Here is a 16493-nt window from a genome sequence, read left to right on the forward strand (position 1 = left end):
TGTTTTTTATAGCTGAAAGGGAGCACGGATGACCCTGTGCGAGAAGCTCGGCATCGGGCTTGTCAGCCGATCGTTTTCCCATCGGGCCGTCTATCGAAACGGCGGCACGTCATACGATTTGAGCGATTGCGAGCCTGCTGCTTGCAAGCAAGATATCGAGGCTTTTGCCCGCAAGGTGGGGGAGGCTGATTGCGTGTTTACGGGAGAGGCAGGTAGGCAGGCGTTATGAGCATCTGCATCAAAAATCAGATTCAGAATATGAATATCGTCATCGGCTGCACGGTGGGGTGTCCATATTGCTATGCCCGTAACAATGTGAAACGTTGGCATATGATTGACGACTTCGCTGATCCTGCGTTCTTCCCGAGCAAGCTCAAGATGATGGAAAAGAAACGCCCGCAGAACTTTCTCCTTACCGGCATGAGCGATCTCTCCGGGTGGAAGCTGGAATGGCGAGACGAGGTATTTGCAAAGATCCATGAGAATCCACAGCATCAGTTCCTGTTCCTGACCAAGAGACCCGATTTGCTGGATTTAGATACCGACCTGGAAAACGCATGGTTCGGCGTTACGGTGACGAGGAAAGCGGAGCTGTGGCGTATCGACGCCCTTCGGAAAAACGTCAAAGCAAATCACTTCTTCGTTACTTTTGAGCCGCTATTCGACGATCCCGGTACGGTCGACCTTTCCGGAATCAACTGGATCGTCGTCGGTACTATGACCGGGGCGCAGAGCAGGAAGGTTCATACGGAACCGGAGTGGGCATGGTCTTTGACGGACCAGGCGTACGCGCTTGGCATTCCAATGTTTATGAAGGAAGACCTCGTCTCTGTCATAGGGGACGAAAACATGATTCAGGAATTGCCGGAAGAATTCGAAAGAGTGCTGGAGGTGCAGAGAACATGGCAGAAGTGATCGATGGAATCCTCATCAATGAGGTGGAAGCAAAGAACATCATGACCAAGTCCAGCCTGCCGGTAGGCGGCTACTCGGTCAATCCCTATGTAGGCTGCACGCATGCCTGCAAGTATTGCTATGCCTCCTTTATGAAGCGCTTTACCGGACACAAGGAGGAATGGGGCACCTTTCTTGATGTGAAGCATTGGCCGGAAATCAAGAATCCGAAGAAATACGCTGGACAGCGGGTGGTTATCGGTTCTGTGACGGATGGCTACAATCCACAGGAGGAGCGATTCGGGAATACCAGGAAACTCCTGGAGCAGCTGATTGGCAGCGATGCAGATATTCTGATCTGCACAAAGTCCGATCTTGTGGTACGGGATATCGATCTGCTGAAGAGGCTTGGACGAGTGACCGTTTCATGGTCGATCAACACGCTGGATGAGAACTTCAAGAACGATATGGACTCCGCGTCGAGCATCGAGCGTCGTATCGCTGCTATGAAGCAGGTGTATGACGAAGGTATCCGTACGGTCTGCTTCGTGTCCCCGGTATTTCCCGGCATCACGGATTTTGAGATGATTTTTGAGCGAGTAAAAGATCGGTGCGATTTGTTTTGGCTCGAAAATCTCAATCTTCGGGGTGGTTTCAAAAAAGCGATCCTGGATTATATCGCCGAGAAACATCCCAATCTCGTACCGCTTTACGATGAGATCTATAACAAGCGCAACCGTAGCTATTTTGAAGCGCTTGAAGTAAAAGCCGAGGAAATGGCCAAGAAGTACGATTGCCCCTTTGTGGACAACGAAATGCCTTATGGCAGAGTCCCCCAGGGGCATCCGGTGATCGTGGACTACTTCTATCACGAGGAAGTCCGAGGGTCAGATAATAGCGGAAAAAGAAATCGTTAAACGGAAACCGACGACGATTCGCTCGAGCGATTAGCGTCCACGCGTGGCTTCTGCCGATTGGCGCAACGGGCGACGGATTAAGGGACCGCTCGGGCGGATGATCCCGCTGCAGTACAGGCGGTCGCTCAATTTAGCGGCATGAGCGTTTTCGCACGGAAAACCAGTACCCCCTGTGCCGAGTTTAATCGTAGCGAATACAATGGGCACTGAGCATCAATCGAAAGTAGTCAAGAGCCTTTTCGACGGCTTTTACCACCTCTACCCCAGCCTCGAGCAGCAATGGGCCTACTACGCGCGATACATCGACTTCATGCTGCGCGAGCCGACCTCGCAGCCCTATCTCGACCTACGGTCCCTCATCGGCCATAAGGACTACTTCATCCTGAGCACCAATGTGGACACCCAGGTCGAGAAGACGTTTCCCGACGAGAGAATCTGCAACTATCAGGGAAGCTTCGCGCACCTTCAGTGCAAGCAGCCATGCTGCGACGAGCTCTTCGAGGCGAGCCCCTACGTCGAGCGCATGCTCGCGGGCATGGCGGGGTTCGAGATCCGCAGCGAGGACGTCCCCCGATGCCCGCATTGCGGCTGGCAGCTCGTGCCGTGGGTGCGCGACGACACGTTTCTGCAGGGTGCGGCATGGCGCGAGAGCCTCGGACGATATGAGCGCTTCGTGCGCGAGCGCAGCGATCGCCGCGTGCTGTTGCTGGAGCTCGGCGTGGGCGAGATGACCCCCGGCATCATCACGCTCCCGTTCTGGAGCATGACCGCGAAGCTGCCGGATGCGCACCTGCTGAGCGTAAACATCTCGGGCGACTCGGCTCCGCTGCAGCTTGGAAGCAAGGCAGAGGCGATTCTGGCCGATTTGAGCATGCTGCTCTCGGCGGCGCGAACGGGCGACGAGCAGCGCAGTTCATCGCGCCGTGTTTCATGCGTGGACGCTTAATGAGTAGTCTCGGGTGGCTTGCCCATGAGTTGACGAATAAGTTGGAGCTTCGCCATTGGCTCAATCGCTTCGCGCGCTCGATAAACTTGTTTAGTAAAAGGCGGATCGGTCACCGATGGACGCACGACGAGAAACACGTACCTCCAGTGGTTCAAGCACGGCGCGCGTGAGGATCTCTGCAAGCAACCGCCTGGTACGCTACTGTTGCCAGCGTGGCTTAGCGGACTGGCGAATCCCGCCCCGTGCGCGTCATCATCCAATCAAATGCCCCGGCAAGCAGCAGCACCGCCAATCACACTACGTTCTTACGGTGCCCTCTGCGATAATATTAGCGAATTGTGTTTTCACCTCGCAGCTACGGAGACATTAGATGATTACGCTGGACAATCTTCGCGACGCACTTAGGGCTCTGTGCTACGAGCCGTCGGGCGACGGCACCGTTTATCAGAAATCCTGGGAAGAGACCAGCGCACAAATCACGGTCGATTTTTCCAAGAAACGCATCGGCTACCCGAAAGACCTGGGGTTCAAGGTCAACAAAGACACAACTTGTAACTTCTCCGATAACGAGAACTTCGTCGTACTCGCCTGCGTAACCATGCTCCTCGACAAAGGATATCGCCCCGAATCACTCGAGCTGGAGCGCGAATGGGCCCTTGGGCACGAACAAAAGAGCGGCCGCGCTGATATCTGCATTAATGACGAGAGGGGCGACACACTCGCAATCGTCGAATGCAAGACCCCTGGAACCGAGTTCAAAAACGAATTCAAGAACATGCAGTCAGACGGAGGGCAACTCCTCTCCTATTGGCAACAAGAGCGCGCGACTCGCTGGTTGGTACTCTTTGCATGCGATTTCATCAACAACGAAATTGTGTTAGACCAGGTTTCAATTAACTGCAGCGATGACGAGAACTTCATCGCGCTCGCCAAACGCGATGACACCATTGCGCTCTACCGCGACGCCCATACAGTGGAACAGCTCCATCAAGTTTGGACGGAAACGTACAACCAACAAGTCGAGGGAAACATCCTCTTTGGCGATAGGTCGACGGCATACCACCCGATGGTTCCTCCCCTTCTCAAGAAGGACCTTGTCGACTTCAGGGCCGAAGACAGCATCGTCAACCGCTTCGAGGAAATCCTCCGCCACAACAACGTCTCCGATAAAGAGAACGCCTTCAATCGCCTTATTGCGCTCTTTATCGCGAAGCTCCAAGACGAGCTCTCGAAAATGCCAACCCAGGAGATTGAGTTCCAATACCGCCAAGGACGAGACACCTACGAAACGCTCCAGGACAGACTCCAGAGACTCCACTCAGACGGCATGAGAAAGCTCATGCGGGAAGAGGTCCTGTACGTTCCCAACAACTACGCCGAAAACCTCATAAGCAACTATACGGGCCAGCACCGCAAGCAGCTCATCGAGGAGCTGAACGGCACGCTGCGCAAGCTTAAATTTTATACCAACAATGACTTTGCGTTCAAAGACGTCCACAACGAGGAACTCTTTCTTCAGAACGGCAAGGTACTCGTAGAGACGGTGCAACTTCTACAGCCGTATCGCATCGTAGGAACTCAAGACATTCAATTCTTGGGCGACCTCTTCGAACAGCTCCTTAATCAGGGCTTTAAGCAAAACGAGGGCCAATTCTTCACACCTGTGCCCATCACCCGTTTTATTTGGAAGTCACTCCCACTCGACAGCATCGTGCAGGACGAGGCTGGTGCCGTGCACTATCCACGCGTTATCGATTACGCCTGCGGCGCGGGGCACTTTCTCACAGAAGGGTTCGAAGAAATCTCCGACGCCGCATGCCAATATGATCCGACCATAGAGGATGACCTCGGAGACGCCGACTGGGTCAGAGACAATCTCGTCGGCATCGAGAAGGACTATCGACTCGCTCGCGTTTCCAAGGTCTCGTTCTACATGCATGGCGCAGGGCAGGGCAACGTGGTCTTCGGCGACGGACTTGAAAATTATCCCGACAAGGGAATCGACAGCCGAACCGACAGGGGACGCTTCGACATTCTTGTCGCCAATCCCCCGTACTCTGTCGCGGCCTTCAAACCGCATCTCAAGCTTCACAACAACGAACTCAAAGTGCTGGAAACCATCAGCGATAGCGGCTCGGAAATCGAGACCCTCTTTGTCGAGCGTGCGGCACAGCTTGTTCGGCCCGGAGGCTACGCCGCCATTGTCCTCCCCACCTCGATCCTCGACAAGAGCACGAGCTCGAGTTTCATGGCCGCACGCGATGTGCTTTTGAGCTCCTTCGAGATCGTCTCCATCGCCAGGTTTGGATCAGGCACATTCGCGGCCACAGGAACAAACGTCGCAATTATGTTCCTACGTCGCTTTGACGAGATCCCGCCCCGCAATGCGAACGCACTTGATTTCGTTGACGCTGTTTTTGAGCGCAGGAAGCTCACTGGTTGGAAAGACGAAAGCGCTTTCAACGCTTATCTCGACACAATTAATGTAGACGGAGATACTTACCGGGCTTTTCTCGCAGGAGAGGCTGGCTGGAACGAATGGGCAAACACTCGCCACTTCAACGTTTATTGCCATCTTTTCGAATCATCGAAGGAGCTCAAGACCCTTCGAAAGAGCAAGACTTGGAAGGCGGCCGACAAGAACTCACAGCTCAAAGCAGAGAACGAGCTGTTCTATCGCTATGCGCACAAGGAAGAGCGCAAACGCCTGCGCGTTTGGGGTCTCGTCTGCGGCGAACAGACGCTCATCATCAACTCACCTAACACGACCAAGGAAATCGCCTCTTTCCTTGGCTACAAATGGAGCAATCGCAAAGGCAACGAGGGGATACAGCCCATCGATGGTGAGGGCGTGCTCTATTCGGACGACGAATCGGACGACACGAACTCGCTAAGCGGCATCATCAGAGCATGGTTCTCCGGCGAGCAGGTTGAGCCCGGCGACCTTGCCCAGTACTACTACTATGCCAAGACCACCGATTTCATCGACTTTGATGCCGAGAAGTTCGACGAGACTCTTACGATTCCCCGCTCTTTCTACAAGCCCCGCTCGTTCGCCCAGGGCACCGTAGTCAAGACGCTTAGAGACATCACATCCTACGTTACCAACAGCGTGGCCCAGAGTTCCATCACCACCGACACTTACGTAACAACGGAGAACATGGTCAAGGATCGTGGCGGCATAACCGCCTATAGCGGAGAGCTTCCGGCAAGTGCTGGCACCGCATACAAGAAGGGAGACACGCTCGTCTCCAATATTCGCCCCTATCTGCAGAAGATTTGGCTCGCAGACCGCGATGGGGCGTGCTCCAAGGACGTTTTGGTATTCCGAAGCATAAATACCGACAGCCTATTGCCCGAGTTCCTCCATCTGCTCCTGTGGCAGAAGGACTTCTTCGACTACGATATGTCCACCTTCACGGGAACCGGCAGGCCTCGCGGAGACAAGAATGAGCTGCTCAAATACCCCATCCCAGTCCCGACGCTCTCCGAGCAGAGAGCCCTCATCGACGGTTTCAATCGCTTAACAGATGAAATCAATAGCAAAAGACAGCAAATCGCCGCTCTCAAGGAAAGCGTCAAATCACGGTTTGTAGAGGTATTTGGCGATCCGGTCGATGGTAAAAAATGGCCTTTCGTTAGGCTTGAAGACCTCTGTACCAAGTTGGGTTCCGGAGCAACACCACGAGGCGGCAAAACGGCATACAAGGCCGAAGGTGTTCCGCTGGTCAGAAGTATGAATGTTCACAACGGTCGTTTCGTGTGGAAGGACCTTGCTTGTATTGATGATGAACAAGCCGCAAAACTAGAAGGCGTCACGCTGATGAAGGGTGACGTGCTTCTGAATATTACTGGCGCTTCGGTTGCTCGTTCATGTCTTTTGCCGGATGAATTGGCTGGTGGACGTGTTAATCAGCATGTCTCAATTGTCAGAGTCGACCAAAAACGGATGCTACCGGTGCTATTGAACACGGTGCTGATCAGTGATTCGTATCAGAGACTCCTGCTAAACGGCTCAAGAGCGGCTGGAGCAACAAGGGAGGCAATTACCAAAGAAGATCTAAAGAGAATGACGGTTCCCTTGCCTCCCCTTGAGCTTCAGCAAGAGTTCGCCGACTTCGTCGCCCAGGTCGACAAATCGCAATTTGCACTTGAGCAAGAGGTCGACGCCCTTTCCGCAGAGCGCGACGCCCTTCTAAACCGATTCCTCGCGTGATACGTTCCTCCCATCCATATCGGGATGGGAGGAACTGATGCACACGACGGTCGAAATAGCAAACGCGGTTCTCACAAAAATGCAGGCACTCGTTAGCGGCGAAGTGCTTTCGTATCTCGAGAGCGTCCTTATGAGCGAACTCAGGGGCATCGAACTTGAAGTGAACGCGCTCAGCAATGTCGAAGACGAGGCCTCAAAGTACATGGAGCGATTCCTCGCAGCCAAAACCATCGAGGGATGCTCGCCTAAGACCATCAGGTACTACAAGGCCACACTTACAAGGGCGCTCGAAGCAATCAAAAAACCAATTATCCGGATTAGTTCAGATGACTTACGAACATACCTGAGCGAATATCCCATAGGTAATAACGCGGGGAGCATCACCGTCGACAACGTCAGGCGCATCCTGTCGTCATTCTTCTCTTGGCTTGAAGACGAGAACCATATACTCAAAAGCCCTGCACGACGCATTAAAAAGATTCGCTCAAAGAGAACGGTCAAGTCCGTATATTCTGATGAAGAACTTATAGCCCTCACAGACGCCTGTTCTTGCAAGAGGGATCTGGCAATCATCAACCTTCTTAGTTCAACAGGGATGAGAATAGGCGAACTCGTCTCGCTCAATCGAGAAGACGTTGATCTAAATCGGCGAGAGTGCATTGTACTCGGAAAGGGCAACAAAGAGAGAGTCGTCTATTTTGATGCAACTACAAAGCTGCACCTAAACAACTACCTGCAAGAACGCAGCGATAACGTCGCCGCGCTATTCTGTAGTCTCACAAAGCCGAGTTCCAGGCTGCAAGTAAGCGGAGTCGAGCTCCGCCTTCGCTCCTTGGGAACAAAAGCAGGCGTCAAACACGTCCACCCACATAAGTTCAGGAGAACGCTGGCCACCAAAGCAATTGGAAAAGGAATGCCCATCGAGCAGGTGCAGAAGCTGCTTGGCCATCAAAAGATTGACACAACGTTGATGTACGCAATGGTCGATCAGGACAACGTAAGGGACTCTCATAGAAGGTATATCTGTTAAGTCAAATCACGGTTTGTCGAGATGTTTAGAACCAAGACGCACGCATCATGGCCAATCGAAACAATTGGCAACTACAGCATAGAAATGCACTACGGCACTTCAGCAAAAGCCGGCGCCGATGGCGATTATGTCTACATCCGAATGAACAATATCACCGACGACGGCATCCTTGACCTAACCGATACAAAGCGAATCACCCTAAAGGGCCAAGCTCTCGAAAATGCTACCGTCCGCTATGGCGATATGCTTTTTAATCGAACCAACAGCATTGACAAGGTTGGGAAAACTTGCGTTTTTCATCAGTCAGAGACCATGGTTATTGCTGGGTACATCGTGTGCGTAAGGTTCGCTGACCACAGCTCTGCCGAATATGTATCTGGTTACCTGAATTCAAAGGAAGGAAAGCGAGTCCTTCGTAATATAGCGAAGGGAAGTGTCCATCAGGCAAATATCAGCGCAGCAGACTTGGCCGCTATTCCCATTGCAATTCCCCCGTTGTCCCTCCAACAGGAGTTCGCCGACTTCGCTGCCGAGGCGGACAAATCGCAATTTATCATCCACCAAGATCTTCACGGCTTTTGAAAAGACAGATAGTTACATGTCCAACGCTACAGAAGCCCGAGGACCGTCGCCTTTGATAGCATCTCGTAGGCTCGCGGATATGTCTCTTTGTCGCGCTCGGCCATAAATGCCCAGTTCGCCGTCACGTCAGCCGCCCTCACCATAGCCACCTTGGAGGAGTCGACATAGGAGACTGGAATCTTGGGCAGCCAGTCGCTAAATACAGGAGGGTAGGAGGTCTGCCACGTTGGGTTGAACATGCCGCAGCGCAGCTCCTCATCAACCGATTCTGCCAGGTTGTACTTTCCGTCGATCGAAGTCGAATGCTCGTCAACCACAACAGAAACTGCATCAACCTCGCTCGCGGCAATTCCCTGAAGCCTCAGCGCGTCAACGATGCCGGACTTCACGCCACGCTTTAGAGCGTAGTCAAGATACCTTTGCTTGCGCCTTTTCGAGCTTGAATTCTCAGAGCAACTGCAACACCCCTGAGTAGTGGACCTCGTAGGGCGTCCTGAACCCCAGGCGCTTGTGGGGCCTGCGGTTGATGGCATCGTACACCCGCTCGACCTCCTCGTCCGAGACCGCAGAGAAGCCGGTCCCCTTCGGGAAGTACTCGCGCAGCAGACCGTCTGTGTTTAGTCAAGCCTGATTTTCGGGTTGGGGCTGCGGTGGAAATCCCGGTCCTCTTTTGGTCCAGGATTTCCACCGCAGCCCCAACCCGTAAATTGAACGCTATCAAACACAGATGCCGTCGCGAAGTCGATGTCGCGCGTGACGCGGCCGTCGGGGATGCGCGCGAGCAGCCCGCTTCCGCCCTTGAGGATAAACCGGCCGTCGGGGTTGCTGAACACCCTGCGCAGGAACCGGTCGCGCAAAGCCCGACGACAGCCGTCCCCGGGGTCACCGCCCCTGTCGCGAACGGCCCTCTTCAGGGCCCTGTCGAGCTGACCGCCGTTCTCGTACGTCATTCTTCCCGCCTCCTAGCTAACGAATCGTACAGGCTGGCCCCCGCCGACATCCCGGCTTTTGCCCCCCGGCGTCGATTTTCTCCCTCAGCGCGCCCTCGTCTTCGACGAGGCCCCTTTCGAGCGCGTCCGCGAGCACGTTCGCGACCAGGCTCAGTTCCTCCCCGGAGTCTATCAGGTCCACCACCGTGAGCCAGGGCCTCGTCGCCGGGATGTCCGAGACGATCGCCACGTCCTTCGGGTCGAGGCGGCGCTTCCTGATGAATCAGGTTCGGGCGCTTAGTCTGCTTTCTCTCGGGCGTGCAGAACTCGTAGGGCGAGGGGCTGACCTCGCCGATGCCGTAGAGCCATGCAGCCGTCGCCCCCATGGCGACGGGGCGCCTCCCCGGGTCGATCGACAGTCAGGCCGCGAGGACGTCCTCCTCCCGCGTGCTCGGCGAGCCGCCCATGCGGTAGACGCCCTTCGCGAGCCTCTCTATGTTGCCGAGCCCTTCCCGCCTCGAGAGCGCGTACCGCTCGACGCCGAGCACCTTCGCCTGCACAGATGTGAAGAGCCCCCTTTGGGAAGAGGCGATGTCGTTGGTGGCTCGTATGACTTCGATTTATTCCATGCTTGCATTGTGGAAAATAATGCAACAATGCAAGCAATACGCTCAGAATACACGGCGTTATTCGGCGGCATTCGGGGTCACTGAAACTGCGGAAACCGATTTTCGCATTTCTTTATTCCCATTTGTTGACCTGGGCGAATGCAATTGAAGAGGGCTTGAATCCGCCTCGCAGTTTCAAGTCAGTTTCATCCGCTCGAAATCGGCCTTCGGGGGACCCGAATTGTGAATTATTCCCGCAGGGCCTAATTATTCCCGTACCGCCGAGTACTCCGTTGTACCGCCCAGTAGGGACACACGGGAATAATTGGGTCGTTTTCCCAGGTAGAGATGCAAAAAGAAAGCCCTCGAACCAAAGGGTTCGAGGGCTGTTATTCCCACTATTTCGCTGGTGGCTTCGGTTCTGCCGTCCCGTCATTCCAGTTGCACCCAGTTTTCGGCATCGACACGGAACGCGTGCCGCCGAATGACGCGATGTCGCGTTTCGTCGGCTTCGGGGACAAAAGTTGGGACAACCTCAAAAACTTTTTTCAAACTCAGGGCATTGAGTTTTTGTTTTTGTCCCAAAGGAGCTTCCGACCGTGATTCGGGTGCCCAATTGGGCGGAATCGCCCGTTTCTGAAACTCAACCGCAGCATCACGCGCAAGCCACTCGCAACAACTGCAAATGATTGGTCGCGAGCGGCTTCCAACGAGATTCCAAAGCCGCAGGTCAGGCGACTGCACTACTGACAGGGAAAGGGAGTCGTATCGGGCGGCTTGCCCATGAGTCGACGATGAGGCTTCCACCGAATGTCGAGGACATGCTGGTAAAATAGGCAATACTTTTTATGACAGGAGAACGAGCATGGCCGAACCCCACGATAGGAAGCCGATCCTCACGATCGAGCAGCAGATAGAGCACCTCAAGCAGAAGGGCGTAGCCTTCGAGCTGTGTTCCGAGGAAGAGGCCGCGGACTACCTGCGCGACAAGTGCAACTTCTTCAAGCTCGCATCCTACCGCAAACTCTTCTCGAAATACGAGGGAGGCCCGCGCGACGGCCGCTACGTAGACCTCGACTTCGGCCAGCTGCGCCTGCTCGCGGCGCTCGACCAGGAGCTGCGCCACGCCCTGCTCGGCATGACGCTCGACATCGAGCATTTCCAGAAGGTGACACTGCTTCGCGAGATGGAGGACCGCGGAGAGGACGGCTACGCCATCGTGGCCGACTACATGGCATCGCTTACCACTGCAAACAGGGAGTACCGCCTGCGCGAGCTCAAGATGAGCGGCCGCAGCCCCTACAGCTCGAGCCTCTACGCGAAGTACTCCGGCGACATGCCTGCCTGGGCCTTCCTTGAGCTCACCTCGTTCGGCACCCTCATCGACTTCGTGCGCTTCTGCGCCAGGCGATGGGGCGACAGGCGCCTCGAGGCCTCCCACTACGACCTCAAGCGCGTGAAGTCCGTCCGCAACTGCGCCGCGCACGGCTCGTGCCTGATCAACTGCTTCGCCGAGAGGGGCGCCGCCCGGGGCTCGGCGTCCAGCGGCGTCTCCCGAAGGGTCGCCGCCGTGGGAATTCCCAAGGCGACCAGGAGGAAGTGGATGGGGAATACGGCCATGCAGGAGGTCGCGACCGTGCTCGTGGCGCACTCCGGCTTGGTACCCGAGGGCTCCTCGCGCTCGCGCGCCGCATCCGAGCTCGCCGAGATGTTCGCCAGGGCCGACGGCGAAACCGAGGCGCTGCCCGACAAGGGGCCCGACGCCGCAGCTCGCTCCGCGCTCGAGTTCCTTCGCAGGTTGACAGAATCGCTCGGGTTGGTAAAATAGCGTGCAGATAGCAAAACCTTCACGGTTTTAGGGGCGGACTTGCGCAAGCGACTCTGCCCTATTTTTATATTCACTCGCTATAGGAGACGGGTGATACCTGGGTCAATGACAGAACTGAGAAGCCCGGAATAATGGAGCCAGTTAGAAACCCTCGGGTTTGCGGGGCGGGATCGTGAGAGCGATTCTGCCCTATTTTTTCCTCCGTCTGCCCCAAACCAAGTAGTTCGAAGATAGCCTGTAGGTGTCCTCGTGGGCGCCTTTTATTTTCAGGGAATCGGCCGCTTCATGAATGAGCGACCGGCTTGACCTAGATCGAACCGCCTTCATCTCCGTCTAGGCGCCGGCAATCAACATCGTGAATCCGCACGTGCTACAATCCAACCATCAGAGATGAAAACACAGTCCCCGTCGGGTAGTCGTGGGCGTGCGGGAGTCCGCATCAGTAACCTGCCTCCTTGGTTGTCCCTTCTCTGCATGGTCATCTACATAAAGGAGGAACCAGCCATGCAGATCAGCGTGTCATCCACCCTGACCGTATATCACGACGGCCAATTCTGGGTCGGGCTGGCGGAGCATGTCGAGGACGGCAGATACGGCGCCGCCCGCATCGTCTTCGGCGCAGAACCGTCCAATGAGGAGATCCTGCGATTCGTTGTCAACAAATGGGCGAAGCTCTCGTTCTTCGGTCACGATTCGACCGAGGCGAGCAAGCCCGCGAAGAACCCCAAGCGACGCGCCCGCGAGGCGGCGAAAGCACTTAAGCAGCCGGCGATGAGCACCAAGGCGCAGCAGGCGCTCGCGAATCAGCGGGAGACGATGAAGCGGGAATCGGCTCAAGCAAGAAGCCAGCGTCGCGCGGATGAGGCGGAGGCGCGCTTCGAGCAGCGAAAACTGAAGCGCAAACAGAAGCATCGCGGTCATTGATACCACCATCAACCCATATATAGCAGCAGGCGTAGCTTCGATTGAAACTACGCCTGCCACCTGGTGCTATAACGTTATACAGAACGTATGTTCTATACCCACTCGATGACTAACCCAGTCCGAGCACTACCGATGCGTGTCGCGTCATACCGCCTAAGAGCTGATTCGTTCAGAAAAGGTTCAGGGGGATCGTCGAGTTTATTGCGCCCTCGCGTTTTACAAAAGAGAGTACAAGGCCCTTTAGCTCGAATTATTGCATTTAGAACCCCGCCGCTCATCCATCCTAGCTTGCCCAAACAGCCCTCCCGCGATGTCCATGTCCCAACGGATGGGTACCATTTATCCGGGTGCACCTGGGGCAACGGGCCAGCAGGCCCGCGCAAGGTCGCTCGCATAACACGCAACATCAAACACGACAGAAGAGGCGAACGACAGATGCCGGACCCCGGACGACAGCACCGCGGAAGACGAGCATTCCGACCACAACCGAACAACTCCAGCTACTAGGCAGGCGCCCGCATGGGCGCCTTTTACTTTTCAGGGACATAGCTGCGAGCTAAGGCACGCGGCTCATAGCCGTTTCGTGAAGGCACGACCAGCTCGACCCAGCTCGACCCGTCTCCGCTCCTGCCGTGCTTACCAATCGACATCAGGCGGTTCAATCGTCGCGCAGACGAAAAGGCACACGGTGTCGTGCGGTGTCCTCGCGCGGTGCCGCACGGGAAGATTGGAGGAACCATGGCACGCACAGCCGAATGCGCCGCGCCCGAGGGAAGCCAAGATCGGGACGAATGGATGACGGTGATCGAGATGCAGGAGTACATGGGGGCGAGCCGGAGCAAGGCATACGACCTCGTCTGGTCGGGAGAGATCGACTCGTACAGGCTCGGAAGGAAGCTCCTGGTGTCGAGGGCGTCAGTGGACGCCTACATCGAGTCGAGGAGCGGCAGGAAATGACGGCGGCGACCGCCCCGGGAGCCGCCCGCGGCCGGGCACGCGAGGGAGCCTCGAGACGAAAGGAGCTCGAGGACGACCATGACCAAGAGCATTAGCAGGAGCCAGGTGAGGCTCATCGCATCGACCAACGCGATATTCGGCGCCGACGAGGCGTGCGCGATGCTGCGCATCAGCCGCGACGCCATGTACCGGCTCGCCAAGGACCCCGACGACCCGTTCCCGATCCGCTACATCGGCGGCAAGACTCGCGACGGCATCGTGCTGCACGACGAGCTCGTCGCATGGGTCGAGCGGAACAGCATCGTCGGCTCGCCCAGAAGGGGCTAGCGCCGATGGCAGCCGCAGGCCCGAAGGGGCGCGACGGCCCCTCCCCGCGCGAGTTCACGACGGTACGGCACTTCATGATGGCGGACCTGGGCCTCTCCGGCCTTCCCCTGCTCGTCTACGCACGCATCTTCGGTTTCTGCGACGCCGGGTGCGGCTACTTCGAGAGCAAGGGCGGCCTGGCCCGCTTCCTCAACGTGCAGGAGCGCAGCGTCCACCGCGCCATCCGCGACCTGCTCGATCGGGGCCTCATCGAGGAGTGCGGCGTGCACGCCCCGGCGCGCGGGCACGCCACCAAGCGGTACCGCATCGTGCGCGAGAGACTGCCGCCCGGAGCGCTGGCAACCCCTGACGGTTCGTCAGGGTTCCCGGCCCGAAAGGGTGACGAAATGACAGGGTTCGCCGAGAGCAAGGGTGACGAACCGTCAGGGTTCGCAGCCCGAACCCCTGACGAGATGACAGGGAAACCCCTGACGATATGCCACCCAATAAGCAAAAGGGACAACAAGGACTTCAGAAGATAAGGAAGGGGCGCCCGATGGACCGAGCGGGACTCATCACCCTGGAGCAGGCCCGTGCGGCCGGGCTCTCCTTCGACGAGCCGGAGCCGAGGGCGTGCCCGCACTGCGGCGCCGCCCTCGATCCGCTCGGCGCGGCGCTGGCGGGCAGGGTCGCCTGGGTCTCCGCCGCCCCCTGCCCGTGCGAGGGCGCAGCCAGCGAGCGGGAGTCCGAGGCGCGAAGGCGCGCGGCCCTCGCCGCCAAGGAGGAGGCCGCCCGCCGGGAGAAGGCGCTCTCGTGCGCGGGCATCCCCAGGCGCTACTGGGCCGCCGAGGCCGACCGCCCCGAGTTCGCCGAGTACATCGCCTCGTTCGCCGGCAACGGGGGCGCCGGGCTCTACATACACGGGGGCGTCGGCGCCGGCAAGACGCACGCCGCCTCCGCCATGGCCAGGCTGTTCGCCGAGGCCGGCTACGACGTCGCCTTCACGACGGCCAAGGGCATGCTCGAGCGCGTGAAGGCCACGTTCGACGAGGGCGGCACCGAGGCCGCCGTCGCGCGGTACGCCAAGTGCGACGTCCTCGTGCTCGACGACCTCGGCAAGGAGGACGCGACGGAATGGTCCGTCGGCACCGTGTTCAGCGTGCTCGATGCGCGCTACGAGGACATGCGCCCGACCATCGTCACGTCGAACTACGCGCCGGGCGCGCTGGCGGACAGGCTCGCAAGGCGCGGCGAGCGCGTCACGGCAGAGGCGATCGCGAGCAGGATCTCCCAGACCTGCAGGACCGTCTACCTGGGCGGAAGGGACAGGCGCCGCCTCGGCTAGCTTGTGCGCTTCCCGTGGAGGCGCGGACGGCTCGACCCAGCTCGACCCATCGCGGGCGGCCCCGATGCCCGCCGCAATCGAAATCGCTATACACGTCTTGGGCGGCGCCGGCGCGCCGGCACGCACGCCTGCTCCGACTCGCACCGTGCCCCCATCGCGAGGACGCCGCCCGCCAAGCAACAAACGAAAGGCGGAGGGCCCATGGACGGCTTCGAGAGGATAACCGGCCGCGAGCACGACGGGCTCGTGGAGAAGTGCCAGGAGAACGGCTGGCTCAAGGTCGGCGGCTTCGACTGGCAGGACGACCCGTTCCTCGAGGAGTACCCCTACGAGTTCTCCCGCACGGACAGCGTCGACAGGCTCCGCGAGGCGCTCGGCTCGGGCAACTGGGCCATACGCCAGGGGTTCTGCTACCGCGACCTCGCGTTCATCCAGCAGGTGAACGGCGGCGACGAGTGGTGGACGCTCAAGCGCGACGGCGACGCGTGGACCGGCTTCGAGAGCTGGAGCTTCGGCGCCATCGCCCAGGAGCCCGAGCGGTTCGAGCGCGCCATGCGCGACATGTGCGAGGCGACGCCGGAGCAGTGCCGCAGCGGCGAGTGGGCCCATCTGCACGAGAAGGCTCCCGAGCCGCTGGCGCAGCGCGCCGCGTCCGCCCGCGAGGCGAGCCGCGCGCACGCCGGGCAGGAAGCCCGCGCCCCAATGGCGCGCGAGAGGGCCGTCGGGGCCGAATAGGGACGACCGGGGCGCGAAGGCGCCCTTTTTCATCTCGACTGGAAGGGAGGCGCGGGATGGCGAGCGACTACGGGGACGAGGCGGGCGGCAAGCTGCTCGACTGGATGCTGAGGATCGGCCAGGAGGCCGGCGCCGAGGCAATGACGCGCAGCGCGAGGGAGCTCTCCGAGCGCCTCGCGGGAATCCGCGGGACCATCGCCGGCGGGCGCGCCGAGCCCATCGCGGCCGACGGCGTGCCGGCCTACGCGAAGCTCAGCCTCGAGGAGCTCTCTGGGC

19 protein-coding genes and 1 pseudogene are annotated in these 16493 nt (G+C 58.0%); 15 read left to right on the forward strand and 5 right to left on the reverse strand.

Going from position 1 to position 16493, the window contains the following annotated elements; translation table 11 throughout:
* The first annotated feature begins 28 nt into the window (after nucleotides 1-28).
* The 7 genes from DW821_RS03850 (at nucleotide 29) to DW821_RS03880 (ending at nucleotide 8585) form a co-directional block, all read left to right on the forward strand.
* The gene (locus DW821_RS03850; protein ID WP_089572807.1) at nucleotides 29-229 is read left to right on the forward strand and encodes a hypothetical protein; all 201 of its coding nucleotides are present in this window, start codon (nucleotides 29-31) and stop codon (nucleotides 227-229) included.
* Nucleotides 226-915 carry a radical SAM mobile pair protein A gene (locus tag DW821_RS03855; protein ID WP_118065714.1) on the forward strand — a complete coding sequence of 230 codons (690 nt, stop codon included), beginning with the start codon at nucleotides 226-228 and terminating at the stop codon, nucleotides 913-915. Before DW821_RS03850 ends, DW821_RS03855 begins: the two co-directional genes overlap by 4 nt.
* Nucleotides 903-1811 (forward strand): radical SAM mobile pair protein B, encoded by a 909-nt coding sequence (locus DW821_RS03860; protein ID WP_055252675.1) that lies wholly within the window; start codon nucleotides 903-905, stop codon nucleotides 1809-1811. Before DW821_RS03855 ends, DW821_RS03860 begins: the two co-directional genes overlap by 13 nt.
* 199 nt (nucleotides 1812-2010) lie before the next feature.
* The gene (locus DW821_RS03865) at nucleotides 2011-2757 is read left to right on the forward strand and encodes an NAD-dependent protein deacetylase, SIR2 family (protein ID WP_118065716.1); all 747 of its coding nucleotides are present in this window, start codon (nucleotides 2011-2013) and stop codon (nucleotides 2755-2757) included.
* Nucleotides 2758-3127: 370 nt separating this feature from the next.
* Nucleotides 3128-6973: an N-6 DNA methylase gene (locus tag DW821_RS03870; RefSeq protein ID WP_117818004.1), complete on the forward strand. Its 3846-nt coding sequence runs from the start codon at nucleotides 3128-3130 to the stop codon at nucleotides 6971-6973.
* 37 nt (nucleotides 6974-7010) lie between these two features.
* Nucleotides 7011-8003 carry a site-specific tyrosine recombinase/integron integrase gene (gene xerA, locus DW821_RS03875; RefSeq protein WP_117818001.1) on the forward strand — a complete coding sequence of 331 codons (993 nt, stop codon included), beginning with the start codon at nucleotides 7011-7013 and terminating at the stop codon, nucleotides 8001-8003.
* 21 nt (nucleotides 8004-8024) lie between these two features.
* Nucleotides 8025-8585 carry a restriction endonuclease subunit S gene (locus DW821_RS03880; protein ID WP_118065718.1) on the forward strand — a complete coding sequence of 187 codons (561 nt, stop codon included), beginning with the start codon at nucleotides 8025-8027 and terminating at the stop codon, nucleotides 8583-8585.
* A 26-nt stretch (nucleotides 8586-8611) separates the two neighbouring features.
* Here DW821_RS03880 and DW821_RS03885 read toward each other — a convergent pair whose 3' ends face one another.
* The 5 genes and pseudogenes from DW821_RS03885 to DW821_RS03900 all read right to left on the reverse strand — a co-directional run bounded on the left by DW821_RS03885 (nucleotide 8612) and on the right by DW821_RS03900 (nucleotide 10134).
* Entirely contained in the window at nucleotides 8612-8974 is a 363-nt protein-coding gene (locus tag DW821_RS03885; RefSeq protein ID WP_117583307.1) for a hypothetical protein, read from the reverse strand.
* A 58-nt stretch (nucleotides 8975-9032) separates the two neighbouring features.
* Nucleotides 9033-9203: pseudogene (locus DW821_RS10290) on the reverse strand (IS30 family transposase); the annotation flags it as partial.
* A complete protein-coding gene (locus DW821_RS03890; protein WP_117817995.1) occupies nucleotides 9203-9535 on the reverse strand; it encodes a nucleotidyl transferase AbiEii/AbiGii toxin family protein in 333 nt (110 codons plus the stop codon). The pseudogene DW821_RS10290 and the gene DW821_RS03890, both read right to left, overlap by 1 nt.
* A 16-nt stretch (nucleotides 9536-9551) precedes the next feature.
* Entirely contained in the window at nucleotides 9552-9764 is a 213-nt protein-coding gene (locus tag DW821_RS03895; RefSeq protein ID WP_117583309.1) for a hypothetical protein, read from the reverse strand.
* A gap of 169 nt (nucleotides 9765-9933) precedes the next feature.
* Nucleotides 9934-10134: a type IV toxin-antitoxin system AbiEi family antitoxin domain-containing protein gene (locus DW821_RS03900; protein ID WP_117817992.1), complete on the reverse strand. Its 201-nt coding sequence runs from the start codon at nucleotides 10132-10134 to the stop codon at nucleotides 9934-9936.
* A gap of 853 nt (nucleotides 10135-10987) precedes the next feature.
* Between DW821_RS03900 and DW821_RS03910 the strand changes: the two genes are divergently transcribed.
* From DW821_RS03910 to DW821_RS10180, 8 genes are all read left to right on the forward strand, one after another.
* The gene (locus DW821_RS03910) at nucleotides 10988-11950 is read left to right on the forward strand and encodes an Abi family protein (RefSeq protein WP_117817984.1); all 963 of its coding nucleotides are present in this window, start codon (nucleotides 10988-10990) and stop codon (nucleotides 11948-11950) included.
* Between the two features lie 504 nt (nucleotides 11951-12454).
* Entirely contained in the window at nucleotides 12455-12874 is a 420-nt protein-coding gene (locus DW821_RS03915) for a YjdF family protein (RefSeq protein WP_233539241.1), read from the forward strand.
* Nucleotides 12875-13612: 738 nt separating this feature from the next.
* Nucleotides 13613-13831, forward strand: coding sequence for a helix-turn-helix domain-containing protein (locus DW821_RS03920; RefSeq protein ID WP_117817940.1), 219 nt, complete (start codon nucleotides 13613-13615; stop codon nucleotides 13829-13831).
* A gap of 78 nt (nucleotides 13832-13909) precedes the next feature.
* Nucleotides 13910-14158, forward strand: a complete 249-nt coding sequence (locus DW821_RS03930; RefSeq protein ID WP_101677788.1) for an AlpA family transcriptional regulator — start codon at nucleotides 13910-13912, stop codon at nucleotides 14156-14158.
* 5 nt (nucleotides 14159-14163) lie between these two features.
* The gene (locus DW821_RS03935) at nucleotides 14164-14679 is read left to right on the forward strand and encodes a hypothetical protein (protein ID WP_117817937.1); all 516 of its coding nucleotides are present in this window, start codon (nucleotides 14164-14166) and stop codon (nucleotides 14677-14679) included.
* 14 nt (nucleotides 14680-14693) lie between these two features.
* Complete coding sequence (locus DW821_RS03940; RefSeq protein WP_158567539.1) at nucleotides 14694-15482, forward strand: ATP-binding protein; 789 nt, start codon at nucleotides 14694-14696, stop codon at nucleotides 15480-15482.
* 201 nt (nucleotides 15483-15683) lie between these two features.
* Nucleotides 15684-16217 (forward strand): hypothetical protein, encoded by a 534-nt coding sequence (locus DW821_RS03945; RefSeq protein WP_033500213.1) that lies wholly within the window; start codon nucleotides 15684-15686, stop codon nucleotides 16215-16217.
* Nucleotides 16218-16273: 56 nt separating this feature from the next.
* A partial coding sequence (locus DW821_RS10180; protein WP_199584264.1) for a hypothetical protein occupies nucleotides 16274-16493 on the forward strand: 220 nt, incomplete at its 3' end.

The organism is Collinsella sp. AM33-4BH (assembly GCF_003469205.1).
Classification (GTDB): Bacteria; Actinomycetota; Coriobacteriia; order Coriobacteriales; family Coriobacteriaceae; genus Collinsella.